Here is a 24,952-nt window from a genome sequence, read left to right as displayed (position 1 = left end):
GAAGTCAGGCACGACCGGCGCATCGCCGACGCACCTTGGCAAGCTATGGTGTCAGCGCGTGTCACGGCGAGGGGGCGGCCATTTGATTCCCCACGCGTTTCGCGTCAGAATAGGGAACGACCGATCGCGGCGACCCGCCGTTGCCGGATGCCAGGTATGCCCCACCCTTCGTCATCGACCGCGTTCGTACGCGAACGCCGTCCCGGGAGTGCTTCGTGAACGTCGTCCGATCCCTGTGGTGCCTCGCCCTGCTCACCGCGAGCAGCCTCGAGGCACAGCAATCGTCCCGCACCGAGCCGGTCACCGGCCTGCGGAACAACAGCACGGGCTACCACGCCCTCGTGGGGGCGCGTGTGGTTACCGCCCCAGGTCAGGTGCTGACCAACGCCACCATCGTCGTTCGCAACGGCCTCATTACCGCCGTCGGCGCCGGCATGGCCGCACCGGCCGGGGCCCGCGTGTGGGACCTCAAGGGGCTCACGGTCTATCCCGGCTTCGTCGACGCCTCGGCCGATCTCGGCGGGGACGCTCCAGCGACCGGTGGCGATGTCGGCCCCACGCACTGGAATCCGCAGGTGCGGGCGTGGTTCAGCACGACGTCCAACGTGAAGGACGACTCCACCCGTCGCACCGCGCTCCGCTCGTTGGGCTTCGGCGCGGCCCTCGCCGTGCCGCGGCAGGGCATCTTCCGCGGCACCACGTCGGTGGTGAATCTCGACGATGCCGGCGTGCGCGAACGCGTGCTGCGCCCCGATCTCACGCAGTCGGTCGGCTTCCAGCGCTCGTTCGCGCTGGGCGGCATGTATCCCAACTCCGCCATGGGCACCGTCGCGCTGATGAAGCAGACGCTGATGGATGCCGAGTGGTACGGCCGCGCCTGGGGGGCCTACGAAACCAGCGGCCGCTCGCTGCTACCGCCGGAAACGAGTGAGGCGCTCGCCGCCCTCGGCAAGGCCGTGAAGGGCACGCAGCCCGTGCTGTTCGAGACCACGAGCGAAGAGGAATACCTCCGCGCCTACAAGCTCGCGCAGGACTACAAGCTCACGCCGTGGTTCCGCGGCAGCGGGCAGGAGTACCGCCTCATCGACGTGCTGAAGGGACGCACGCAGCCGCTCGTAATTCCGCTCACCTTCCCCGACGCCCCCAACGTGTCGAGCCCGGAAGCGGCCACCAACGTGTCGCTGGCCGATCTCCGCCACTGGTATCTCGCGCCCACCAATCCGGCGCAGCTGGCCGCGGCCGGCGTGCCCTTTGCCATCACCGCCGACGGACTCTCGTCGCTCACGCAGTTCCTGCCCAACCTCCGGACCGCCGTGGCCCGCGGCCTCACGCCCGACAAGGCGCTGGCGGCGCTCACCACCGTGCCCGCCACGTGGCTGGGCATCGAGAAGACGCACGGCACCATCGCCACCGGCAAGGTGGCCAACTTCGTCATCACCGAGGGCGACCTGTTCACCGAAGAAGCGGCGGTGCGCGACGTCTGGGTGAGAGGCGCCCCCTACGCCGTCACACGACCGCCCCAGATCGACCCGCGCGGGACGTGGGCGATCACCTCCGACGATGCCGGGACGTTCAAGAACGTCACGCTGCGTCTCGACGGGCCGCTCAATCGCATCCGTGGCACGGTGGAAATGTCCGGTCGTCGCCCGGTGCCGCTGTCGTCGGTGCGCGTCATCGCCGAAACCGGACGCCTGGAGGCGACCTTCCCGGGCGAACCACTCGGTCAGGAAGGCGCGCTGCTGCTGGCCGGCTCGGTGAGTGACACCACGTTCTTCGGCTGGCTGTCGCTCCCCAATGGCACCGATGCCCGCTACCGCGGCGCACGCACGGAAGCGTTCGCCGGCCCGGCCCGCGGCACGGTGGCGGTGAAGGTGCCGAAGATCGACCTGCCGTTCATCCGTCCGTCCATGGAGTTCGGCCGTTCGGCGCCGCCGGTGCAGCCGGCCGTGGTGCTCGTGCGCAATGCCACGGTGTGGACACAGGGATCGCAGGGGCGTTTGGAAAACGCCGACCTGCTGGTGCAGGCCGGCAAGGTGGTGCGCGTGGGGCAGAAGCTCGCCGCACCGGCTGGTGCGGTGATCATCGACGCCACCGGCAAGCACGTCACGCCGGGACTCATCGATCCGCACACGCACTCGGGCGTCAGCGCGCTCAACGAGTCGGGCTTCGCGATCGTCCCTGAAGTGCAGATGGGCGATGTGATCACGCACAACAACATCTGGTTCTATCGCCAGCTCGCCGGCGGTCTCACCACCACGATGATCAAGCACGGCTCGGCCAACCCCATCGGTGGCGAGAACGTGTTCGTGAAGACGCGGTGGGGCTCGCTCCCCGACGAGTACAAGATCGAAGGGGCGCCGCGCACGGTGAAGTTTGCCCTCGGCGAGAATCCCAAGCGCAGCCCCACGCGCTATCCGAACACGCGCATGGGCGTGCAGGAAATCATCCGCGATCATTTCCTGGCCGCGCGTGATTACGAGAAGGAATGGAAGAGCTGGGAGAAGACGAAGACGGGCATCCCGCCGCGCAAGGATCTGCGCATGGACGCCATTCTCGATATTCTCAACCAGAAGCTGCTGGTGTCATCGCACGGCTATCGCGCCGACGAATTCCTCGCGCTCGTGCGGTTGGCCGAAGAGTTCGGCTTCCGCGTTCAGACGCTGCAGCACGGCGTGGAAGCGTACAAGATCGCCAGTGAGCTCAAGAAGTCCGGGATCGCGGCCGTGGTGTGGAGCGACTGGGGCGCCTTCAAGCTCGAGGCGTACGATGCCACGTCGTACAACGCGCGCCTGCTCATCGAAGCCGGCGTGGTCACGTCGCTGCACTCCGACGACGCCGAAATCTCGACCCGCATGAACTGGGAAGCGGGCAAGCTGCTGCGCTCGGGGCTGGACGAGATCATGGCGCTGTCCACGGTGACCAATCAGTCGGCGAAGGCCATCGCGATCGACAGCAGAGTCGGCTCGTTGGAAGCCGGCAAGGACGCCGACTTCGTGATCTGGAACGGCAATCCGCTCTCGCAGTTCACCAAGGCCGAGCAGACGTGGGTGGACGGCCGCAAGTATTTCTCGCTCGACGAAGACAAAGTGCTCCGCGAGGATGTCGCGAAGCAGCGCGCGCAGCTCATTCAGGCCGTGATCGCGGCTGGCGGCACCGACACCGCACCTGCCGGTGGACCGGCGCGTGGTCGCGGCGGCGAGGGTGCACGCAAGTGACCCGTCCATTTCTTTCGACCAGGCACACCATGCGAACCATGAACACCACGGCGCACCTGACCGCGCTGGCGCTGGCGACGGCGCTTGCCGGCCTGCTCGCTCCTCGCGCCGTGAGCGCGCAGGAGCGTATGACGGTGGCGCCGCAGGAGCAGCCGGTCGTGCTGCGCGGCGCCACGATTCACACCGTCACCAAGGGGACGATCACCAACGGCACCATCGTCCTCGACCGCGGCAAGATCACCGCGATCGGCGGCCCCGACGTGGCCGTGCCGCGTGGCGCGAAGGTGGTGGACCTCGCCGGGAAGCACATCTATCCCGGTCTCATCGACGCTTATAGCACGGTCGGTATCACCGAGATCGGCTCGGTGGACGTCTCGAACGACATCCGCGAACAGGGCGACTTCAATCCCAATGTGCGCGCCGAAGTGGCGGTGAACGCCGAAAGCCGGCACATCGGCACGACGCGCTCGGCGGGCGTGCTGGTGGCCTTCAGCACACCGGAAGGCGGCGTGATCTCGGGGCTGTCATCGGCACTGTCCCTGGAAGGCTGGACGTGGGAAGAGATGTCGATGAAGGGCGCGGCCGCGCTCAACGTGAAGTGGCCCGACCCCAATGCGCGTCCGGGAGGACGCTTCGGCGGCGGTGGCCCCGGTGGTCGTGGTGCGGCGGGTCCGCCGCCGAAGACGTACGCCGAGCAGGTGGAGCAGATCAAGGAGTATTTCGCGGAAGCGCGGGCGTACCGTGATGCCGTGAAGTCGAAGCAGGTGGTGCGCACCGATGCGCGCTACGCGGCGATGATTCCGGCCATCGACGGCGCGATCCCGGTGGTCGTGGCGGCGGAAGGGGCGGCGCAGATCAACGATGCGATCACGTGGGGGAAGGCCGAGGGCATCAAGCTCGTGATTCGCGGCGGACGCGACGCGCTGTTCGTGGCCGATCGCCTGAAGGCCGAGAACGTACCGGTGATTCTCACGTCCACCATGTCGGCGCCCGATCGTGAGTACGAAGGCTACGACAATGCCTACGCCACGCCGGCGAAGTTGCACGCCGCCGGTGTGAAGTTCGCGATCGCCGGCGGTTCCGGTGCGCTGTACAGCTACCGCCTGCCGTGGGAAGCGGGCGTGGCGGTGGCGTTCGGCCTGCCCGAAGAGGAAGCGCTCAAGGCGGTCACCATCAACGCCGCCGAATTCATGGGCGTCGCCGACAAGGTGGGCTCGCTGGAGGTGGGCAAGGAGGCCACGCTGCTGATCACGACGGGAACGCCGCTGGACATGACGAGCAACATCATCCAGTCGTACATCCAGGGGCGCGAGATCAACATGATGGACATCCACAAGCTCTTCTTCCAGAAGTACATGGAGAAGATCAAGCAGCAGGCGCCGCGGAAGATCACGCCGTAAGTCGGGCGTACGGCCGAGGGGCCATCCTCCACGTGATGGCCGGACACAGCAACGGGCAGCCCGTCGCGACGCGAAGTCGCCACGAGCTGCCCGTTTGTGCCATCGGCGTGGGTCAGTCCACGATCACATTGTAACCCGACGCACTGGTCATGCCGGGATAACCGCCCGCACGGCCGGCAAGGTCAGATGCCTTCATCAGCAAATCCCGTTGCCACCACGTAGCCCGAGAAGTGCCACAGGTTGAGGCGAAGGGTGTTGCCCCTGAGGGTCGCGCTGAGCACCTCATCGATGCCCACCTGTCCCTTCGCCGCATCCACCTGCGAATTCGACTTGAAGTAGCCGCCGAACAGCGGCTGCTTCTTCAGCTCATGCTTGGTCGCCTTGACGTTGACCGAGAGGGTGAGCGGCTTGAGGAACACCGTGCCGTGCGGCGCGAAGTCGTACGCGACGATCTTCCCGGGGAGGACGGTCATCGTGATCGTCATCGTGTCCCGCGGAATCGCACCCGCGGGCACCGTGAGCGTGACATCGAGGTCCGGCAACGCCAGCGACCCGCCCGACTTGGCCGTGAGGAGCCTGGACACCGTCAGCGGCGTGGACACCACCGCATTGCGCTCCAACCCCGCCACCTTCTTGGCCTGCCCGGGCGGCAACACGCCGGCCCGTACCGCGACATCGAGTTCCGCCGGTGCCGTCGCCGTTTCCGACGCACAGGCCGCGGCGACGGCGATCGTCGCCGCGCCCATCACCACGCGGAACCACGCCTGCAAACTCTGCTTCTTTGTGTTGCTGCTCATTCGACTTCCTCCTCGTTAGGGAAATTACGTCGTCATTCGGAGCCGGGCTGCGACCTCCCGTAATCCGGGTCCGACGGTTTCGAGCATCGGCACCATGATTCCGCTTCATCGTCATGGTGGCAGCCGCACTCGTTTCAGGATGACAGGGTCGGCTGGGATCGTGACATTTTTGCCCTGTCGGACGTCGAATCGGGAGAGAACTCACGTATCCTCGACCCTGCCGATTCATGTGCTCCTTCCATCCCCGTCCGGCGCTGGCCCGATTCGTCACGATCCTGGCGCTGGCAACCGGTACGGCCTGCTCGTCACGCGATTCGAAGGCGGTCGCGGAACCCGGTGCGGTGCTCACGATCGTCAGCGCGGCCGACGCCGACGCCCTGATCCCACCGATTGTCAGCACCACTCAGGGCAAGCAGGTGGTGGACCAGCTGTTCGACCATCTGGCCGAACCCGACTCGTCTCTCGAAACGGTCGGTGACGCCGGCTTCCGCCCCCAGCTCGCGACCGGCTGGCGCTGGAGCGCCGACTCGCTCTCCATCGCCTTCACCATCGATCCGCGAGCGCGATGGCACGACGGCACACCGGTGCGCGCCCGCGACGTCCGCTTCTCCTTCGCGCTCTACACCGACCCCACGGTCGCGTCACCGCATGCGCAGGACTTCGCCGGCATCGATTCCGTCACCGTGCGCGATTCACTCACGGCCGTCGTCTGGTGGCAGACCCGCCATCCGGAGCAGTTCTTTCAGGTGGCGTACAACCTGGCCGTGATGCCGGAGCACCTGCTCGCCACCAGTGCCCGCGACTCGCTGGCCCAGTCGGCGTTCGCCGATCATCCCGTGGGCTCGGGCCGCTTCCGTTTTGAGACGTGGGATCGCCAGGCCTCGCTCGTGCTGGCGGCCGACACCGCGAACTATCGCGGCGCCCCGGCAACCGCCCGCCTCATTTGGGTGGTCGCCCCCGATCCGGCCGCCGCCAACCTGCGGCTGCTGGCCGGTCAGGCCGATGTGCTCGAGTCGGTCCGTGGCGATGCCTACGTGCAGGCGCGCGCGTCGACCCTGGTGCGGACGGTGGAGTACCCCTCGCTCGACTACGGCTACCTCCTCTTCAATTATCAACGGACGGTTTCCGGCGTCCCCCGCCTCTTCGCCGATCGCGCGCTGCGCACGGCCCTGACGCAGGCCATCGACCGTGCCACCGTCGTCGCCAATGCGCTCGACTCGCTGGGCCGCGTGGCGATGGGTCCCTTCACCCATGCCGCCGCCGGCGCCGACTCCACGCTGCGGCAACTGGCCTTCGACACCGTGGCGACCGCCCGGGCGCTCGATGCGCTGGGCTGGGTGCGCAGCGCCGACGGCCAGCGCCGCAAGGGCGGTCAAGCGCTCACGTTCGACGTGCTGCTCCCCTCGTCCAGCAGCACGCGGCAGCACCTCGCCGTCCTGCTGCAGGAACAGTTCCAGCGCGCCGGCATCGGGATGCGCATCACGGCCGTCGAGCCGGCCGTGTTCGGCGCCCGCCTCGAGCAGGGCGATTTCGACGCCGCGCTCAATGTCTGGCGTACCGATCCCAGCCCGTCCGGCATCCGGCAGGTGTGGGGCACCTCCCCGCGCGGCAACATCGGCGCGAACTTCAGCCGCTACACCAACCCGTCCTTCGACGCCTTGGTCGACAGTGCGGTGCGCACCTTCGGTCCCGCCGAGCGGCGAGCGCTGTTCAGCCGCGCCTGGCAGGTAGTCATCGACGATGCCGCCGCCATCTGGATGTACGAACCCCGCAACGTTGCCGCCGTGTCCAATCGCGTCACGCCGGTCGGTCTGCGCGGCGACGCCTGGTGGGCCTCCCTGGCCCAGTGGCGGGTGACATCGCCACCGTCGCCCTGACATGTGGGAACGGGTCGTTGGCCGGCTGGCGCACGCAGGTGCCGTCATGCTGGTCGCCCTGACGCTGAGCTTCGCCCTGCTGCACGTGGCACCGGGTGACGCGCTCTCGTCGGACACCTCCCAGAGCGGGCGCAGCGCCGAGGCCCGCGATGCGCTGCGCCGCCGCCGTGGACTCGACCAGCCACTCGCCGTGCAGTTCACGGGCTACGTGGCCCGCGTGCTGCGCGGCGACCTCGGACGCTCCTACACCACCGACCGACCCGTACGCGAGGCGCTGGCGGAGGCCATCGCCCGCACGCTGCTGTTGACCGGCAGTGGCCTGCTCGCTGCCGTCGTCCTCGGGATGACCGTCGGCATCCTGCAAGGGTGGCGCGGCGACTGGTGGATCAGCCGCGCCCTCGGCGCCGCTCTGGCCGGTACCTATGCCATGCCCGAATTCGTCCTCGCCATCGTCCTGCTGTCGGCGCTGGCCTACGGCACCGGCTGGTTCCCCTCAGGGGGCATGCACGACCCGCTGGTCCAAATCACGGGCAGCCCGTCGGCACGATGGCTGGACACCGCGCGGCACCTCGTCGTGCCCGCCCTCACGCTGGCCCTCGGGTGGGGGGCGGCGGTCAGCCGGCAGCAGCGCGCCGCGCTGCTCGACACCGTCGGCGCCGATTTCGTGCGCACCGCGCGGGCCAAGGGGGTCCGGGAGCGCGCCGTGCTCTTCGTGCACGCCGTGCGGCCGGCCATGCCGGCCGTGTTGGCCGTCATCGGCCTCATGCTCCCCGTGCTGGCGGGGGGGGCGGTGGTGGTGGAGGCGGTGTTCGGCTGGCCGGGCATGGGCTCGCTCCTGCTCCGCGCGGTGTCGGCACGGGACGTCCCGATGGTGGGTGGCGCGATCCTCGTCACCACCGCGGCGGTCACCCTAAGCAGCGTTGGGATCGACCTGGCCGTGCAGCACAGCGACCCGCGCCAGCGGTGACGCCCATGGCCCACCCACTCGTGACCCACACCGCACCCGCCACGCCCGGGCGCCGATGGACCACGGCCCTCGCGCTGGGCACCCTCACCGTGCTGCTGTTGGTGGCCATCGGCGCGCCCTGGCTCGCGCCCTACGATCCCACGGCGCAGCTCGACCTCGTCGCGCTCAAGAATCGCGCACCGTCGTGGAGCCACTGGCTGGGCACCGACGCCTACGCCCGCGATGTGCTCAGCCGAGCCCTCTTCGGCGCACGCACCTCGCTGGCCGTGGCGTCGCTCTCCACCACCATCGCCGTGGCGCTCGGCACCGCGTGGGGCGCCGGCGCCGCCTCGGCCCCTCCCCGACTGGCACAGGCCATGATGGGGCTCGTGGACGTCCTGCGGAGCCTCCCGCGCCTGCTCCTCCTGCTCGGTGCCCTCGTGGCCCTCGGCACGATGACCCCCGCCGTGCTGGCCGTCGTCCTCGGCCTCACATCGTGGACCGGCATCAGCCGTCTCGTGTTCATGAAAATCCGCGCCCTCGACGCCGGGGCCTTCGTCGAGGGCGCTCGCGCTCTGGGGCTGTCCCGTACCGCCGTGCTGCGGCGGCACATCGCCCCCCATCTAGCCGCCCCCCTTGGAGCAGCCGCCCCGCTGCTGCTGGCCGACCTCCTCGCCGTCGAGAGCGGCCTGTCGTTCCTCGGCCTCGGCGTGCGCCCGCCGCTGCCCAGCTGGGGGAACATGGTGCAGGACGCCGTGCCGTTCCTCCAGTCGGCGTGGTGGCTTGTGGCGGTCCCGTGCGTCCTCATCATGGCGACCGTGCTGAGCGCATCCAGCGTGGCCGACCGGCTGGGCGACACGCTGATGTTTTCCGGTCGTCAAACCGAGACTCACTAAGCCTTTTCTTTTTTCGTTCACCCCTCTTTGGTCTGCGTCGTCCCATGCTTCGATCCACCGCGTCGAAATCCCGGCGCCTCTCCATCGCCACAGCCGTGACAGATGAGAGCACGCCCGCGACGGACGTGGACTTCGACGCGTTGGTGGCACGCGGACGGGAGGAAGAGCGAGCCGGACATCGCGAGGCCGCGCGTGCGGCCTACGAACGGGCCATGCGGCAGGTTCGGACCACAGCCGACGCCGCGCAGGTGTCGAGCGTGCTGCGCTGGATCGCCCGCACCTACCATGTCGACGGGAACGTGGCGGCCGCCCGCGACTGCCTCGATGCCGCGCTGGCCATGGCCAACCTGTGGCACGACGACGCGGCCGCCGGTCATGCGATGAATATGCAGGCCGTGGTCTGCTGGCAGCGCGGCGAACTCGATGAGGCCGAGCGGTTGTACCTGCTGGCGCGCGGCCGCGCGGTCGTGGCCAGCGACCTCAAGCTCGCCGCCATGACGGCCCAGAACCTCGGTGTGCTGGCCAACATCCGTGGCGATTTCGAGATTGCCGAAACGCAGTATCTGGCGAGCCTCGCCGATTACCGATCGCTCGGTCTGATCACCGATGTCGGCGGCGCGCTCAACAACCTCGGCAAGATGTACATCGCGCAGCAGCGCTGGACCGAAGCGGAGGCGTCGCTGCGGGAAGGGGCACAGATCTGCGCCCTGAGCGGTGATCTGCTGATCCGCACGCAAATCGACATCAACCTCGCCGAATTGTGGCTCAAGCGCGGTGATTTCGGACGAGCGCAGGAGGCCGTGCGCAAGGCGCTCGATACAGCCGGCCAGACTGGCGATGCATCGGCCATCGGCACGGCCACCAAGCTGCTGGGCATCATTGCCCGCGACACTGGCAATCTCATCGAGGCCGACAAGCACTTTCAGTACGCCGACGAGCTGGCCATCGCGCGCGGCGAAGTCCTCATGCAAGCGGAAATCGCCCGCGAACGCGCCGATCTGGCGCGGCGCACGGGCAAGAACCGCGAGGTGCTGCAGCAGCTCAACCGCTCGCACCGACTCTTCACCATCCTGCGAGCCCAGCCGGATCTCGCGGACGTGGACCAGCGCGTGGGCGACCTCGAGCAGGAGTTCCTGCATGTGGCCCGTCGCTGGGGTGAGTCGATCGAAGCGAAGGACCGCTACACGCAGGGTCACTGCCATCGCGTGGCCGAACTCGCGTGCGCCATCGCCCGGAAGAGCGGGCTCGACGAGCACGCCCTGTTCTGGTTCCGCATCGGCGCGCTGCTGCACGACGTCGGCAAGCTCGTGATCCCGGAAGACGTGCTCAACAAGCCGGGGAAGCTCGACGAGCACGAATGGAAGCTGATGCGGAGCCACACGACCGCCGGGGTCGAGATGCTGGCCGACATCGAGTTCCCGTGGGACGTGCGGCCGCTGATCGAGTCGCATCACGAGCGCTGGGATGGTCGGGGGTATCCGCACGGGCTGGCGGGCGAGCAGATTCCGCTCATCGCGCGCATGCTGAGCATTGCCGACGTCTACGACGCGCTGACCTCGGTCCGCAGCTACAAGGCGGCGCACTCGCACGCCGACGCGATGGAGATCCTGCGCAAGGACGTCGGCACCGCCTTCGACCCGCAGGTGTTCGCGTGGTTCGAGGAGATCGCCGTCGATTGGCCATCCCAGATCGCGCACCTGGAAGAGCCGCCGGCGTCGGCCCCGCACGCCGATGCCGCGATCGCGGGCGCGCTCGCCGGCGCGAGCCAGCCGGCGGCCGAGCCGGTCGTGGCGATCGCCGCCGCCCAGCTCGACGACCTCACGGGGGTCCCGTTGCGTCGCGCCCTGCGCGAGACGGCGGAACACATGCTCGAGGCACGTCGCACCACGGGGCGACCGGTGGCGCTACTGGTCATCGACATCGACCATTTCAAGGCCGTCAACGACGCGTATGGGCATCTGCACGGCGACGCGGTGCTGCGCGGCGTGGTCGAGCAGATGCGTCTCAACTTGCGGCCGTTGGACTACCTGGCCCGCTACGCCGGCGACGAGTTCGTGGTGCTGCTCCCGGGCACGCGTCTCGAGGACGCCTGTGGCGTCGGCGAACGGATCCGCGCCGCCGTACAGTCGTGCCGGTTTACCGGTGCCGATGGCGTGACGCTTCCGCTCACCGTCACGCTCTCCATTGGTGCCGCGGGTGCCCCGGCCCATGGCGACACGTTCGAATCGCTGTTCGGTGCCGCCGACAACGCCCTCTTCGGCGCGAAGCGCGGTGGCCGGAATGCGGTGACGGCGGCGCCGCGTCCCGGCGAACACCGGCAGGAAGTACTGCTCGATTGTTTCGTCGGGCGCACTGCCGAGCGCCAGCGCCTGCAGCAACTCGCCATCGCCGCATGTGACGGGGAGGCGCATGCCGTGGTGGTGTATGGCGAGGCCGGCGTCGGCAAGTCCGCGCTGCTGCGGCGGCTCAGCCCCGACATCGCCGTCCGCGGCGGCGCCATGTTGCGGGGGCAGTGTATCGAGGCAGGCGGCGGTGTTCCCTACGGACCGTGGGTGGACATCCTGCTCTCCGCCCACCGCGCCGGCCTCGTGCCGCCGCGACCGTGGCGCGAACTCACGCGCCTCGTGCCGGAGCTGGCCGCCGAACCGCTGGGCCCCGAGCGCCCGTCGGCAGCAACGCTCGACGAGGGCGCATCCACGAGTGGCCTGAAACGCGTGCTGCTCGAAGAGATCAAGCACTTCCTGCAGATCGCCGCGACGTCGGGCGCGATCGTGGCGATCCTCGACGACATGCAGTGGGGCGACAGCGCCTCCTGGGACGTCCTCGAGTACCTGCTGTCGCGCATTGACGGACAACGGCTGCTCTTCTGCCTGACCGTCCGACCGGAAGACATGAACGACGCCTGCGAATCACGGCTGCGTCGACTGTCGCGATCGGAGCGGTGCTCGGATATCACCCTGCAGCGCTTCGGACCCGACGACGTGAGCGCGCTGCTGCGCGCCACCCTCGGCGGCCCCACCCCCTCGGCGGAGTTGGTCCACTTCATCAGCGCACGCAGCGAGGGGAATCCGTTCTTTGCGGTGCACACCCTGCGGGCCATGGTCGATGACGGGTCGCTCCGCGTGGACGCCGACGGATGGCACTTCGCCATCGGTGACGGGGCGCCGGTGCCGCGCGCCATCGAGAACCTGCTGGCGCGCCGACTCGAGCGGATGAGCCGCCCGCACCGCGACATTCTCGCGCTGGCTGCCGTGGTGGGACGCGAGTTCGATCCCTCCGTGCTCGCCGCGGCCCGCGAGGGTGACGAGGCCAGCGTTCACGAAGCGCTCGACGACGCGCTCGCGGCCGCCGTGCTGGTGCCGGCCGGTCGCGCGCGCGCGACGCTGGCCTTCAGCCATGCCCTGCTCACCCGCACACTGCTGCGTGGCGTCAATCCGCTCCGGCTGCGGGCGATGCACGAACGCGTGGCCCGGGTGTACGACGCCATGCCGCTGCGCGACGTGGCGACCATCGTGATGCATTTCGACGCCGCTGGCATCCCCGCCGAGGCTTACCGGACAGCGCTCGAGGCAGGCGCGCAGGCGCAAGCCGTGTACGCCTACGAATCGGCCGCCGATTACTATCGGATCGCCCGTCGGCACGCCGTCGATGCGGCGGCGCAAGTCGCCTGCGACTGGAAGCTGGCGCTGGTGGAGGAGCTGGGCGGACGCCTCGCGAACGCCGAACGCCATTGCGACGACGTGCTCGCGCACCACGACGTCGCCAGCCACGCGAACTCGAACGCGAACGCGAACGCGACGCGTGACATGGCGCCCGCAGCCCGCCGGATGAAACAGCGGCTCCGCATGCAGCGCGGTGCAGCCGCGCAGGACGTGCTGGCCGAGTGCGAGGCGCTGCTCGCGGACGCCCGCCACGAGCAGTGGATCGAGGAAGAGATCGCGCTGCTCACGATGCTCTCCACGCTGCATCAGCGCCTCGGCAACGTCGCGACCGCCGAAAAGATCGCGCGCGATGCGGTGACGGCGGCAGAACAGCTTGGTCGGCCGTCACTGGAGGCCGACGCCATCATGCGCCTCGGATCGGTGCTGCTCACGTCGAACCCGGCCAACGCGGTGCCTCGGTATCGCCGTGCGCTCGACATCTTCACCAGGATCGGTGATCGCTACGGCCAGCTGCGCTGCCAGATCAACATCGGCAGCGCCTGCGATCGCGCCGGGAGTCACGTGCTGGCCGAAGCCTCGTACCTCACGGCCATCGAGATCGGACGCGAGATTCACGCCGTCGACTTCACGGGCGTGGCCTCGCTGAACCTCGGCGTGCTCATGCTCAAGACCGGACGCCTCGCGCCAGCCCGGCAGCGTTTCGAGGACGCCCTCGGCGTGTTCGTGGCCACTGGATACGAAGTGTATCGCCTCGCGTCGCTGTACAACCTGGCCCACGTGGCGCTGGCCGAACACGATGCGGCGCGCGCCCTCGAGCTGTACGCCGCGAGCATCACGCTGGCGAGCACGATGGCGCAGGCCGACGTGCACATCGGCGCGCTGGCTGGCGCGGGGCTCGCCGAGCTCGAGCTCCAGTCGTGGCACGGGGCGCAGGCTCAACACGAGGTGGCACAGGCCCTGATCGGCGAGCGCACCGACTGGTGGTTCCAGGGACGCGAGCTGTGGGAGGCCCTCGGTGTGCGGCTCATGGACCGGAAGCAGGGCCCCCACGCGGCGCTCCCCATGCTGCTCGACGCGCTGTCGCACTTGGAAGAGCGTGACCCGTATGCCGCGCTCTGGCTGGGCGCGGAGTGCGCGCACCTGCTGCGCCTGCCCGACCCGTACGCGGCCGCGGCACTCGACCGGCTTCGCATGCGCGCACGGGCCCACGGGTATGGGGCGCTGCTGGCCCAGTTGACGCTGCCGACGGCCGCCTGACGCCGCGGCGGTGTCGGACGCGCCGCTTGAGATAGGGTGCGCCGCGGGGTGACTGTTATATCCGGCATGACACACATCTCATCCCGTTTCCGCACCGCCCGCCGTGCCGCGCGCCGGGTGTCTGTCTTCGCCGCCATGCTGCTGGCCGCGTGCGCCACCGAGTCGCCGGTGCAGCCTGATCCATCGGCCACCGACTCCCTCACCGCGCTGCCACGCGCGCTCTCCACGGCCGAGGTGCAGGCGGTCTCGGCGAGCAACGGCTTCGCGGTGGCCCTGTTCCGGCAGGTACTGTCGGCCTCCCCGGCCGAGAACGTGGTGCTCTCCCCGTTCAGCGCCTCGGTGGCGCTGGGGATGACAATGCATGGCGCAGCTGGGGGTACCCGAGCGGCCATGCGCTCCACGTTGGGGTGGAGCGCGGCGGCCGGTGACGCCGATGTGGCCGGCGCGTACCGGGACATGCAGGCGTTACTGCCCACACTCGACAGCAGTGTGACCATGACGTCGGCGAACGCCATCTGGTACCGGCAAGGCTTCCCGGTGGAGGCGTCGTATCTGCAGGCCACCAGGGACTTCTTCAAAGCCGCCGTCACGGGCGCGGATTTCGCGGCGCCCGCCACGCTCGCCGCGATCAACAGCTGGGCCAGCACGACCACGAAAGGACGGATTCCGAAGGTCCTGGATACGATCGAGCCGCAGCAGGTGATGTTTCTGCTGAATGCGCTGTACTTCAAAGGCGCATGGCGCACCCGCTTCAATACCGCGGACACCTATACCGGTACGTTCCGGCAAGGGAATGGACAGAGCGCGTCAGTGCCGTTCATGTCGCGAACCGGCGGGAGTGGCGTCCGCTTTGCTGCCACCAACCGGTACAGCGCGCTCGAGTTGCCGTACGGCAACGGGGCCTTCGTGATGGACCTGTTCGTTCCGGCTACTGGGGTGACCCTCGCGGATCTCACCAGCGATCTGGCCGGAGCCGGGTGGCAGCAGGCGGTGAACGCGATGGCGCCGGCGCCTTCGGTCCGCATCGCCCTGCCGCGTTTTCGCGTGACCACCACCGCCCAGCTCAAGACACCGTTATCCGCGCTGGGCATGGGCGTGGCCTTCGCGCCCGGCGCGGCCGATTTCACGGGCATCTCGTCGGCCCGCGGCCGGGATCTCTATCTCGACTTCGTGAAGCAGGACGCCATGATCGAGGTCACGGAGGCGGGCACCACCGCCGCTGCGGTGACCACGATCGGCGTGGGCGTCACGTCCGCCGGACCGGAGTTCCGGGCCGATCGCCCGTTCCTCTTCGCGATCCGCGAACGGTTCAGCAATACGCTGCTGTTTCTCGGCGCGGTGCAGCAGGTGAGTGCCTTCTAGGGCACGACACGGACGCGACGTCCGTCAGCGGGGGCGCGCTGACGGCATCCACCGCACCTTGTACACCTTTTCGCCCGGCAGCGTGATGGTCGTGTCCGGATCCTGCAGGTGCAGCACTTCACTCCACCACCGCGTGCCCTCGCCCTGCACCCAGAGCAGCCGCTTGCTGGCCGGGTCGACGTGCATCGACTTCACCTTGGCCGCATCACCGAGCAACGGATGCTTGGTGAACTGGTGGCTGTCCCGATCGAACAGCCACGTGTGCGCCGCCGTGGCCAGGAGCAGGTGCGGCGAATCGGGGACCGGCATCATGTCGTGGCCGTTGATGTCCGGCAGCGGCGCCACGATCTCCGCCGTGAGCCGCGGCGCGGCGGTGCCCCAGTCGGTCAGCCGATAGCCGACGACGTCCCGTTGGGAGTCGGCCCACAGGAGCTGTCGCGCCGCGTCCCAGATAACCGCATGCGGCCACGGCGTGTCCACATGAAAGAGCTCGACGTCCGAGCGATCCAGGTCGTACACACTGAGCCGGTCCCCCGTGCCGTTGGCCACATGCGACGCGGCGATCACCACGCGGTTCCCCGGCAGCAGCTCGATCGAGTGCCCGTTCATGGCGGTGGCATAAAACGCCACGCGCCCCGTCGCCCGCTCGATCACGGCCGCGCCATGCGATGACGACGCGATCAGCAGGCGGCGACCATCCGCGCTGGGCTTGCACTCGGCAATCGTCTGGAACTTGCCGCGCATGGCCTCCGGGAGCTCCGGCCGCTCGCGGGCCCGCCAGCTCCACACCTTGCGCGGCGTTGGCGTGGCCAAGTCGAGGATGTACAGCTCATCGGCGCCGCACACGACGACCTGCTGCGCGGGGAGCGGCGCGGTCACAAGCGGCGTGACCATGATGGCGACGAGGATCAGGGCTCGGCGGAAGCGCATGCGGCGCAAAGTAGCGCGAGGCGCCGTGACTTCGCGACCGCCCGACTCGGCAAGTCGCCCGCTCAGCGCGCGGTCAGCCAGCCCAGCGCGAAGGCCACCACGGCACTCGCGGCCGCGACGCCCACCAGCATGGCCGTGGAATGGCCCGGCGCGAGGTGCGGCGTGGAGCTCGTCGGGGTGTGCCGAGCCGGCGAGTCTCCGGCACTCCGTGGTTGGAGCGCCTGCACGAACTCGTCCGCGGTGGCGTAGCGATCCTCCGGCGCGCGGCTGAGCGCACGACGGACCGCCTCGGCCACACGGCTCGGCACGCTGGGACGCACCGTGGTGACCATCCGCGCTTCAGTGGTCATCATGCGGGCAAACACCACCTGCGCACTCGGGCCCGTGTGCGGTACCTCGCCCGTCAGCATTTCGAACAGCAGCGCACCGAGCGCGTAGATGTCGGCACGGCCATCGACGTCGCGCTCACCGGCGGCCTGCTCGGGGCTCATGTACTGCGGCGTGCCGATCGACATCCCCGTTTGCGTCAGTCGCGTGCCGCCGGCCTTGCGCATCGCGAGCGCGATGCCGAAGTCCAACACCACCGGCTGCCCGTGCTGCAGCATGATATTCTCGGGCTTCAGATCGCGGTGCACCACGCCGCGTGTGTGCGCAAAGGCGAGGGCGTTCCCGATGCCCACCGCGATGCGTACCGCATCGTCCACACTCAGCTGCCCCTCCCGCGTGAGCCGCGCGCGCAGCGTTTCCCCATCGAGCAGCGGCATGACGTAGTACAGCAAGCCGTTGGCTTCGCCGCTCTCGATGAGCGTGAGCAGGTTCGGATGCTGCAGCGTAGCCGTGACCTTGATCTCGGCGAGAAACCGCTCGGCGCCGAGGATCGCGCCCACCTCCGGATTGAGCACCTTGAGCGCCACCGGGCGGTCGTGCTTGAGATCACGGGCCTGGTACACCGTGGCCATCCCGCCCTTGCCGATGTGTCCCTCAACGAGGTAGCGGCCGGCCAAAGCCGTTCCCAGTTCGGCGGTATAGTGACGGGGCATCTACGGCCTCGGCACCTTTTTCACCAGCTCGGCGCGCCACCCCAGAATCACCCGGACCGGCAGCACCTCGGGCCGTTCCACCGGTTCGACCATCAGGAACTGCGACCCGTCGGCAGTGACATCGTAACCGGTGGTGCGGTACTGGTTGATGCGCCCGGCCGCTGCCAGCTGGAAGAGGCGGACCGGTGCCCCGGGGACACCGGTGGCCGGGTCGAACGGTGCCGCGTACACATCGCGTCCGTTCCGGAAAACGATCTCGCGCCCGCCACGCGTGAAGCGCGGCTGGTCGCCACCCGCGACCGAGATCTGAACGCGGGTGGCGCCGGTGCGCGCGCGCACGATGACCTGCACCCGCCCATCGGCCTGGCGTTCGCTCAGCGCAAGCCAACGCCCGTCGGGCGAGATGACCCCACCAAGCTGCCGGGTGCGGGTCACGTCAACGCGGGTGACCTGCCGGGTGCCGACGTCGAACGTCCACAGGTTCTCCAACGGATTCACCTCGCTGTACACGAGGGTGCGCCCGTCAGGGGAGATCCCCGTGGGATGCTTATCGTTTCCGGTGCGCAGCAGCGTGTCCACCGTGGCCCCGTCGATGGCGGTGCGGGCCAAGTCGTAGGCGGGGGTTTCGACGGCGTGATACAGCGACTTGCTGTCGGGGGCCCAGACGGGTGCGAAGGTGGCCCCGTTCGCCCTGCTCAGTTGATTCAGCGTCTGGCGTTCCCGATCGAACAGCCAGAGCGACCACGGTTCGGGGCGGCTGCGGGTAAGGGCGATCCAGCGCCCATCGGGCGACAGCCGCGGGTCGGCCCACCCGGCCAACTCTGGGAACGCGTCCCGGCGCGTACCGTCGCGCGAGACCCAGACCACCCGGTTCTTCTCCTCGTACAAGCTGCCCTTGATGTACACGAGATCGCCGTTCGCCGAGACGTCATAGGCCACGCTGCCGTCGGTCTGCAGGGTATACACATCTTCGACCACCGGCACCGCCGGACCAAGCAGAGCCACCTTGTCGGCGTCGAACGGCGCGGCGAACAGGGCATTATCCCGGCCGAATAGCAGGTAGCCCGGCGCCACGTATCGCGGGAAGAACGCGTTGTCGATGATCGCGGTGACCTTGCCGGTGGCCAGATCCAGCGCCTGAATGCTCGAGCGCTCGGCGGGGGCGGCGTAGGCGCCGAAGAGCAGCGTCCGGGCTCCCGGGAGGAGCGTGGGATACCAGTGACCGAGCTCCTTCCGCGCCGGGTTGGGGCGCGTGACGACCTCGACCGGTCCACCGCTTTCACGGACGCGGGACAGCCCCTCCGACGCCGAGGGCGAGAAGTAGACCCACCCGTCGGGCGTGGTGGCCGTCACCCCAGTGTTGGCCACGTCGGCGAGCACGGTGGCCGTTCCCCCGTCTACGGGAATCCGGTAGAGCGCGCCGTTCCGCCAGAAGGAGATCCACTTGCCGTCGGGGGAGTAATGGGCGGTACTGCCGCCCTCGGACCCCAGCACCGGGACGACCGTCGTGGACCCCATGAAGCGCTGCACCACAATACTTCCCCTCGCCGAGTCGCTTACGACCTGGAGCACGGCGCGTCCGTCGGGGGCCATTGCCACCACGGCCTGCGGCGAGCCCCGCGGGCCGGGGTTGAAGGCGAACTCCACGCGGGTTTGCGGCGCCGGCGGTGTCGTGCGGCGCCCCACGATCCACCCGCCAGCGCTCGTGGCCGCGAGCAGCAGGGCGGCGAACGGCAGCCACCGCTTCGCGAAGGCGCCGGGCCGGTCGCCGCCGGCGGCGGCCGCTTGGCGCGTCGTCGCCGATTCGTCGCGCAACGCCGCCTTGAAGCCCTCGATGCTGGCAAAGCGATCCGCCGGCAGCTTCTGCAGCGCCGTGCGCACCGCCGCCTCGATATGCTCGGGGACCGCCGGCCGCAGCACCCGGATGGGGCGCGGCGCCTCGGTGAGCAGCTTGGCCACGATGGCCTGCGCATTGGCCCCGGTGTACGGCGGCTCGCCGGTGAGCATCTCGTACAGCACCGCACCCAGGGCATACGTGTCGGCGCGGGCGTCGATGACCTTGTCCCCCATGGCCTGCTCGGGAGCCATGTACTGCGGCGTACCGAGGCTGAGCCCGGTCTGGGTCATGCGCGCGCCGCCCGCGGTCTGTACGGCGAGGGCGATGCCGAAATCGGCGACGAGCGGCTGGCTTCCCTGCGCCGACTGCTGCAGCAGGATGTTCTCGGGCTTGATGTCGCGATGGACGATCCCGGCCGCGTGCGCCTCGGCGAGGGCATCGGCCACGGCGGTGGCAATGGCGAGGGCATCGGCCACCGGCAGCTGCGTTTCCCGGGTGAGGCGGGCGCGCAGCGTTTCCCCGCGCACGAAGGGCATCACGTAGTACAGCAGCCCGTCGGCGGCGCCGCTGTCGAGCAGACCGAGGATGTGGGGATGCTGCAGCCGCGCGGTGGTGCGGATTTCGCTCAGGAAGCGGTCGCCGCCGAGCGCTGCCCCGAGGTCGGGGTGAAGGACCTTGATGGCGACGGTGCGGTCGTGCTTGCGGTCATGAGCGCGGAAAACGGTCGCCATGCCGCCGGCACCGACCTCGCCGAGGACGTCGTAGCGGTCGGCGACCGCCGAGGTGAGGCGCGAGGCGATATCGGTCATTGACATGGAAGATTGCACAGCTCGGCATGAGTGCGCTACGCGCGGCGCCAGTCCTGATCAGGACGTCAGTGCGTGAACATCCGTCTGCGCGAACTCCTCTCCCACGAAGAGCAGCGGAAGGCCGCGGGTCATGGCCAGCGCGTAGGAAAAGCAGTCGCCATAGTTGAGCGCTGCCCGATGCCGCCCGCGACCAAAACGGCGGGACGCATCGCGGGCCATGCGCAGCTGAGCCGCATCGAAGGCGACCACCTCCACGCTGAAGGCGTGCAGGAAGTCATCCACCAGCAGATCGGCGGATTCGCCGAAGCGCTGTTGCAGTACGAGGGAGACCTCGAGCACCGTCCCGGCGGAGATCAGGCGGGGGCGCATCACCTCCAGCTGTTCCGTAAGGGACATCGCCGACGCCTCGCGGGTCATCATGGCCACAACGGCCGAGCTGTCGAACACCACGCCACGCGCGATCACCTCGGGAGCCCGTGCTCATCATAGAGCATGTCGTCCGGGGCGCGCGGATCGAGCACCGGCAGGGTGGCCAGGCGCTCCTGGATGCGCTGCAGCGAGGCCCGCAACGGCGCGTACTGCACGGCGCGGGTCCGCTCCAACCGCTCCGCGAGCGCTGTCCGGATCGCTTCTGTGATCGATTCGCCGGTCGCCTCCGCCAGCGCGCGGGCGAGGCGGTCGGTCTCCGGGTCCTTGATACTCAATGCCATAACACCTCGGTATAGATTTCCATACTGAAGTCTATACAGGAATAATCTGACGGCAACCCGCGATGAACACCGCACCGCCCTCAGGCGAATCGCCGTGGCGTGAAGGGTGTCGTCGGAGTATGCAGTTAAGCCAAAGCACAGCAAATGCTTACAGAAGGCTTGTGCAAATCAAATATCGGATATACGATTTGCAATGCTTCATCGACGCCTGTTCGAAATCGTCCGGCAACGGCTCGACATCATGCCCGCCGTCGTCCTGCTCGGTCCACGCCAGGTCGGCAAGACCACCCTCGCGCGGACCATCGCCAGCGAGTGGGGTGATCAGGCGCTGTACCTAGACCTCGAGCGGGAGGCCGATCGTCGCCGCCTCGACGATGCCGACGCGTACCTGCGCGCGCAGACCGGACGCTTGGTCATCCTCGATGAGGTGCACCGCGCGCCCGACCTCTTTCCCGTGCTACGCGGGATCATCGATGAGCGCCGACGCGCCGGCGATCGTACGCGGCAGTTCTTGCTGCTGGGATCGTCGTCCATCGCGCTGCAGCAGCAGGCAGGCGAATCGCTGGCTGGCCGAGCGAGCTACCTCGAGCTCACACCCATCCGTGTCGACGAGTGGCTACCGCAGGGAACCGTAGACGCCCTTTGGCTCCGCGGAGGATTTCCCGACAGCCTCCTCGCCGCAGATACCGCGACCAGCGCGATGTGGCGAGAGGACTTCGTGCGGACCTTTCTCGAGCGTGATGTGCCGATGTTCGCGCCCGGCTTGCCGGCGCCCACGATCGGGCGACTCTGGCGCATGCTCGCCAACGCACAGGGCACGCCGCTCAACAAGGCGCGCCTCGCCGGCAGTCTCGAGCTCAGCGCCCCGACGATCGGTCGCTACCTCGACTTTCTCGAGCAGATGCTGATGGTGCGGCGGCTGATGCCCTGGAGTGGCAACGTCGGGAAACGTTTGACGCGCACACCGAAGCTCTATATGCGCGACAGCGGGCTGTTGCACGCGCTGCTCGGCCTCACCTCGCTCGACGACGTGCTGTCGCATCCCATCGCCGGGGCGAGCTGGGAAGGCTTCGTGGTGGAGCAGCTGCTCGCCGCGGCCGGCCCCCAGTGGCAACCGATGTACTTTCGCACCGCGACCGGGGTGGAAGTCGACCTGGTCCTCGAGCGCGGCGGTGTGGTCGACACCATCATCGAGATCAAACGATCCTCAGCGCCCGTTGCCTCAACGGGGCTCCATACGGCCATCGCGACGCTCAAGCCCAAGGCCACGTACGTGGTGCATGGCGGCGATGCCACCTGGCCCATGTCCGGTGACATTACGGCGATATCCGTGTCCGCCCTCATGCAGCGACTCGCCGACGGCGACGCTCGCCATCGCTCGCTCAACGGCGCATTTTGAGCACGTGAACAGCATCCAGTAACGACTTACCGCGTGCGAGCGGTGACGGCTCGCATCTTGTGCGGTGTAATCCTTAAGCACTGTACTGCTGAAGCGGTACACGGAACGGATCGTGTTCGGCTTCTGCCACTCTTCGTGGATCGCGAGCATGAGCGGGCGCAGCTGCGCGAGCTCCTTGATCGTCCGGGCCCAAGTCTCGCGCTGGTCACCGGTCGGCGGCGCGGGGGGAAGACATATCTGCTCACGAACACGTGGCCGGACGCGCAGACCTTCTACTTTGTGGCGGCAGAGGGGAGCAGCCCCATCAATCGTCGAGAGCTCGTGCAATCCGTCGCACGGCACTTCGACCTGCGGCTCGACCCGGCAGACTACCCCACCTGGCGCACCGTCTTCCGGCTCCCCTACGAGCTCCGGACGCCCGAGCCGCTGGTCATCGTGCTCCCGGATGCAGATCGAAACGCTTATCGACCAGGAACGAGGCCTCCGCAAGCCCGAAGACCACAAGGCGCTTCTTCGCGCGATCGGTACGGCCCCCTTTCGCTTCCGACTCGCCGGGCACGCGTGGGCCAAGAAGGCGCTACACCCGGTGACGACGCGTACCCTCGATGACCTGTACCATGGATTGACGCCCGCCGTCGTGCCGCGGGCTCTGCGGTGGCCGGATGCGGGCTGAGCGGGCAAATTACGCCGCGTGATTTCTCCTCTCCAACGACTCACCACTGCCCTTGGCCGCAGCTACCGCGTCGAGCGTGAACTCGGCGCCGGCGGCATGGCCACTGTGTACCTCGCGCACGACCTGCGCCATGAACGCGAGGTCGCCATCAAGGTGCTGCACCCCGACCTCGGCGCCGCGCTCGGCGCCGAACGGTTTCTCGCCGAGATCAAGACCACCGCCAAGCTGCAGCATCCGCACATCCTGCCGCTGCTGGATTCCGGCGCGGCGGATGGCTTGTTGTACTACGTGATGCCCTACGTGCGCGGCGAGACGCTCCGCGCGCGCCTCGAGCGCGAGAAGCAGCTCCCCATCGCCGACGCCGTGCGCATTGCCCGCGAGGTGGCCGGCGCGCTGGACCACGCGCACAAGCAGGGCGTCATTCACCGCGACATCAAGCCGGAGAATATCCTGCTGCAGGATGGCGCCGCGGTGGTCGCCGATTTCGGCATTGCCCTCGCCGTGCAACAAGCCGGCGGGCAGCGCATGACGCAAACGGGCCTGTCGCTCGGCACGCCGCAGTACATGTCGCCCGAGCAGGCGATGGGCGAGCGCACCATCGATGCCCGCAGCGACATCTACGCGCTGGGTGCGGTCACGTACGAGATGCTCACCGGCGAGCCGCCGTTCACCGGTGCCAGCGTGCAGGCCATCGTCGCCCGCATCCTGAGTGAGAAACCGACGGCGATCACGACCTTCCGCGACATGGTGTCGCCGCCGGTGGAGCGCGCGGTGCTCTCGGCGCTCGCCAAGCTCCCGGCTGATCGCCCCGCCACCGCCGCGCTGTTTGCGAATGCACTAACACCGAGCGAAACGTCAGCACCTGCGGTGCCACCGGTCGCGGTTCCGCGGGCGGGTGGCTCGCGCCTTGCACGCGCCGCCGCGGCGCTGGTCGTGGTCGGTGCGATCGGCGCCGGTGGGTGGTGGAGCGGACGCGCAACGGCGCCGGAAGCGGCGCGCTGGTCGCGGTTCACGCAGCTCACCAAGGCGAGTGGCGTGGAGACCAGCCCCGCAATCGCACCAGACGGCGAATCGTTCGCCTATGCGAGCGATGCACGCGGCTCGATGGATATCTACGTGCAGCGCGTCGGCGGGCGTGCCGCGCAGCTCGTGGCCGGTGACAGCGCCGTCGACGAGACCTGGCCGGCCTGGAGCGCGGACGGGCGACGGCTTGCCTTCGCCCGGCGCAACGACGGCGTGTGGGTGATGGAGTCCGGCGGTGAGAACGCGCGTCGCGTGAGTGCCATCGGGACAATGCCGACGTGGTCGCCCGACGGGACACAACTCGCCTTTGGCAGCACCGAAGTGCAGAACCCGTACACTCTGGAGAATGGCGATCTCTGGATTGCCGCCGTGTCCGGAGGCACACCACGCCGCGTGCCGATCACTGGTGTGCAGCTAGCCTATCAACCATCCTGGTCTCCCTCGGGAGAACGCATCGCATTCTTCACGAATATTGGTAGTCGCCGTGACATCGCCACCGTCTCCGTCACCGGCGGTGCCGCCGTCTTTGTCACGCAGGACGCGGCGGTGGATTGGGCGCCGACCTGGTCGGCGGATGGTCGGTGGCTGTTCTTCGCGAGTGATCGTGGCGGCGCGATGGGACTCTGGCGCATCGCGATCGATGAGGAGTCCGGCGCTGTGCATGGGCAGCCGGAACTCATCGCCGCCGGCGGCGACGCGTGGTTTGACCTGCCAAGCATCTCCCGCGACGGTCGCCGGCTGTTGTTCCGCTCCAAGCTCGAGTCGGCCAATCCCACCGCGGTCGACTTCGACGTCAGCCGCGCGCGCCTCGGTGCCAGTCGGCAGCTCCAGCACCAGTCGTCGGGCGAACTCATACCGAGTGACCTCTCACCCGACGGCCGCACGCTCTCGCTGACGACTCCGGCGGATGGACGCCAGAAGCTCTCGCTGATGCAGGTGGACGGATCGCAGTTGCGCCAGCTCACCGACGACCCGTCGTTTGATCGGTGGCCGCGCTTCACGCCCGATGGTGACGCGCTGGTCTTCTTTTCCAATCGAGACGGTGGTTGGGGCGCCTACCGTATCGCCCTCGATGGTAGTGGGCTCACTCGCCTCCTCACCAACGTACCCGGCGGTGTG

16 protein-coding genes are annotated in these 24,952 nt (G+C 68.6%); 10 read left to right on the top strand and 6 right to left on the bottom strand.

Going from position 1 to position 24,952, the window contains the following annotated elements; all coding sequences use genetic code 11:
• Positions 1–215 precede the first annotated feature (215 nt).
• A complete protein-coding gene (locus ACIRA7_RS04750; RefSeq protein ID WP_396219676.1) occupies positions 216–3,215 on the top strand; it encodes an amidohydrolase family protein in 3,000 nt (999 codons plus the stop codon).
• 29 nt (positions 3,216–3,244) lie between these two features.
• Positions 3,245–4,615 (top strand): amidohydrolase family protein, encoded by a 1,371-nt coding sequence (locus ACIRA7_RS04745; protein WP_396219675.1) that lies wholly within the window; start codon positions 3,245–3,247, stop codon positions 4,613–4,615.
• Positions 4,616–4,797: 182 nt separating this feature from the next.
• Here the strand turns inward: ACIRA7_RS04745 and ACIRA7_RS04740 are convergent, their stop codons facing one another.
• Positions 4,798–5,412: a hypothetical protein gene (locus tag ACIRA7_RS04740; RefSeq protein WP_396219674.1), complete on the bottom strand. Its 615-nt coding sequence runs from the start codon at positions 5,410–5,412 to the stop codon at positions 4,798–4,800.
• Positions 5,413–5,639: 227 nt separating this feature from the next.
• On the opposite strand from ACIRA7_RS04740, the gene ACIRA7_RS04735 reads away from it, so the two are divergent.
• The 5 genes from ACIRA7_RS04735 (at position 5,640) to ACIRA7_RS04715 (ending at position 15,412) form a co-directional block, all read left to right on the top strand.
• A complete protein-coding gene (locus ACIRA7_RS04735) occupies positions 5,640–7,289 on the top strand; it encodes a peptide ABC transporter substrate-binding protein (RefSeq protein WP_396219673.1) in 1,650 nt (549 codons plus the stop codon).
• Positions 7,290–7,335: 46 nt separating this feature from the next.
• Complete coding sequence (locus ACIRA7_RS04730) at positions 7,336–8,256, top strand: ABC transporter permease (protein ID WP_396219672.1); 921 nt, start codon at positions 7,336–7,338, stop codon at positions 8,254–8,256.
• A 5-nt stretch (positions 8,257–8,261) separates the two neighbouring features.
• Positions 8,262–9,131 carry an ABC transporter permease gene (locus ACIRA7_RS04725; protein WP_396219671.1) on the top strand — a complete coding sequence of 290 codons (870 nt, stop codon included), beginning with the start codon at positions 8,262–8,264 and terminating at the stop codon, positions 9,129–9,131.
• A gap of 95 nt (positions 9,132–9,226) precedes the next feature.
• On the top strand, positions 9,227–14,050 hold the full coding sequence (locus ACIRA7_RS04720; RefSeq protein WP_396219669.1) for a diguanylate cyclase: 4,824 nt from the start codon (positions 9,227–9,229) through the stop codon (positions 14,048–14,050).
• Between the two features lie 66 nt (positions 14,051–14,116).
• Positions 14,117–15,412, top strand: a complete 1,296-nt coding sequence (locus ACIRA7_RS04715) for a serpin family protein (RefSeq protein ID WP_396219668.1) — start codon at positions 14,117–14,119, stop codon at positions 15,410–15,412.
• A 24-nt stretch (positions 15,413–15,436) separates the two neighbouring features.
• On the opposite strand, the gene ACIRA7_RS04710 is transcribed toward ACIRA7_RS04715, so the two are convergent.
• The 5 genes from ACIRA7_RS04710 to ACIRA7_RS04690 form a co-directional block, all read right to left on the bottom strand.
• Positions 15,437–16,342 carry a DUF6528 family protein gene (locus tag ACIRA7_RS04710; protein WP_396219667.1) on the bottom strand — a complete coding sequence of 302 codons (906 nt, stop codon included), beginning with the start codon at positions 16,340–16,342 and terminating at the stop codon, positions 15,437–15,439.
• Positions 16,343–16,404: 62 nt separating this feature from the next.
• Positions 16,405–17,382, bottom strand: coding sequence for a serine/threonine-protein kinase (locus ACIRA7_RS04705; protein WP_396219666.1), 978 nt, complete (start codon positions 17,380–17,382; stop codon positions 16,405–16,407).
• Positions 17,383–20,034, bottom strand: coding sequence for a protein kinase (locus ACIRA7_RS04700; protein ID WP_396219665.1), 2,652 nt, complete (start codon positions 20,032–20,034; stop codon positions 17,383–17,385).
• 51 nt (positions 20,035–20,085) lie between these two features.
• Positions 20,086–20,493: a type II toxin-antitoxin system VapC family toxin gene (locus ACIRA7_RS04695; protein WP_396219664.1), complete on the bottom strand. Its 408-nt coding sequence runs from the start codon at positions 20,491–20,493 to the stop codon at positions 20,086–20,088.
• On the bottom strand, positions 20,490–20,738 hold the full coding sequence (locus ACIRA7_RS04690; protein WP_396219663.1) for a type II toxin-antitoxin system VapB family antitoxin: 249 nt from the start codon (positions 20,736–20,738) through the stop codon (positions 20,490–20,492). The genes ACIRA7_RS04695 and ACIRA7_RS04690 overlap by 4 nt, the downstream gene beginning before the upstream one ends.
• A gap of 193 nt (positions 20,739–20,931) precedes the next feature.
• Between ACIRA7_RS04690 and ACIRA7_RS04685 the strand changes: the two genes are divergently transcribed.
• From ACIRA7_RS04685 to ACIRA7_RS04675, 3 genes are all read left to right on the top strand, one after another.
• Positions 20,932–22,137 carry an ATP-binding protein gene (locus ACIRA7_RS04685; protein ID WP_396219662.1) on the top strand — a complete coding sequence of 402 codons (1,206 nt, stop codon included), beginning with the start codon at positions 20,932–20,934 and terminating at the stop codon, positions 22,135–22,137.
• Between the two features lie 445 nt (positions 22,138–22,582).
• Positions 22,583–22,810 (top strand): hypothetical protein, encoded by a 228-nt coding sequence (locus ACIRA7_RS04680; protein WP_396219661.1) that lies wholly within the window; start codon positions 22,583–22,585, stop codon positions 22,808–22,810.
• Positions 22,811–22,828: 18 nt separating this feature from the next.
• On the top strand, positions 22,829–24,952 hold a 2,124-nt coding region (locus tag ACIRA7_RS04675), incomplete at its 3' end, for a protein kinase (RefSeq protein WP_396219660.1).

Source organism: Gemmatimonas sp. (assembly GCF_044376735.1).
In the GTDB taxonomy this organism is placed as follows: Bacteria; Gemmatimonadota; Gemmatimonadetes; order Gemmatimonadales; family Gemmatimonadaceae; genus Gemmatimonas.
The sequence above is the reverse complement of the archived record's forward strand: the minus strand, read 5'-3'. Positions and strand labels throughout refer to the sequence as shown.